Source organism: Micromonospora sp. NPDC050695, assembly GCF_040654415.1.
Classification (GTDB): Bacteria; Actinomycetota; Actinomycetes; order Mycobacteriales; family Micromonosporaceae; genus Micromonospora.
The window spans coordinates 1-1,458 of the sequence record NZ_JBFAHZ010000150.1; the positions used below are offsets into that span (position 1 = coordinate 1).

Here is a 1,458-nt window from a genome sequence, read left to right on the forward strand (position 1 = left end):
CCGCCACCAAGCCCGAGCACGCTGGTTCCACCAACGCACCCGACTCAACCGAGACCATGCCCTGGCCAACTAGCAAATGGCGGCTGCCGTACTAGAGCCGCAGGCATTACCGGGCAGAGGCCTGTTGGGCAGCGGGTGGACCGTGCGGTGGCCCCGGTGGCCTCGGCTACTACAGCTCCTCAGCCTGCACCTGCAGCTTCTCGGCCTGCGTCGCAACGCTAACCTTAAGCAGGGCCCCGGGGTAGTCCGTGGATGTCCTCTTTGGTCGGATCTTGGTTGGTGCCCGATGTAGGGCGAGCACGGCACCTGTGGATCATGGAGTTGTCTAGGCTTCAAGATCCGCAAGGGGGTGCCGTGCTCGCCGTGTCATCATCGCTCATGGTCTCGGCGGGTCGCGCCGCGGCTGTCTGGGGTGCCCGTAGTCCTGCAGGACTACGGGCACCCCAAGTGGGAGGCGTCGTCGTGTCGCATGTCGATCCGCGCTTCGGTGCCCACCTCCGTGCGCTTCGGGCGGAGCATGGGCTGTCGTTGCGGGCACTCGGTCAGCTCGCTCATCGCGGCAAGAGTCACCTGCACGATCTGGAGACCGGGGTGAAGGCCCCGACTCCGGAAACGGCCAGGCATCTCGACGACGTGCTGCGAGCCGACGGGACGCTCGCCCGTCTGGTGAACGAGCCCGTCGACCACGACAGCGAAGCCGGGGAGTTGCTGGCTCGGGTGCGGATCAGCGACGTCAGCGCCGAGACTATCGCTCGGATCGAAGCGGGTGTGGACGACCTGGCAAGCGCATACGCGATCACGCGGCCGGTCGATCTGCTGCCGCTGGTGCGGCGCCAGTTGGCCCATGTGGGACGCCTGCTCGACGGGCGTGGGACGTTGACGCGGCGTCGGCGGCTCATTGTTGCCGCTGGATGGCTGACAGTGCTGCGGGCAACGGTGCATATCGACCTGCTGCAACAGCCCGCAGCGGGCGCTCATCTGGCTACGGCCATGGCCCTTGCGGAGCATGCGGAGCATCCGGAGATCCAGGCATGGTGCCTGGAGACGCAGGCATGGGACTGGCTCACCCGGGGCGACTGCCGACGGGCTATGGACCTTTCGCGGCAGGCGCAGCGGGTGGCGCCTCGGGGTGGTTCGGCGTACATCCAGGCGACCGCCCAGGAGGCCCGTGTGTGGGCGCGGCTGGCCGACGTGCGGCGGACGCGTGATGCGCTGGATCGTCTGGATCGGTTGACGGCGAACCTGCCGGTGCCGGATCGGGCCGAGCACCACTACCGGTACGACCCGACAAAGGCGTTGGCGTACACGGCAACCACGCTGGCGTGGGCGGGTGACCCGGCCGCCGAGCAGATGGTTCGAATCGCCTTAGAGCGACCGGCAATAGGCGTTACTTGAGTCGGCGGGTGGTGGGTCGGGTGTCCCAGCGGTAGAGCGTGCGGGCTCGTTGGATGAGTTGAC

At 67.6% G+C, this 1,458-nt stretch carries 1 pseudogene; it reads left to right on the plus strand.

Features of this window, described 5'->3' with window-relative positions:
• Positions 1-447: 447 nt before the first annotated feature.
• Positions 448-1,353 (plus strand): annotated as a pseudogene (locus AB0H52_RS32005) (helix-turn-helix transcriptional regulator); the annotation flags it as partial.
• Between the last annotated feature and the right edge of the window lie 105 nt (positions 1,354-1,458).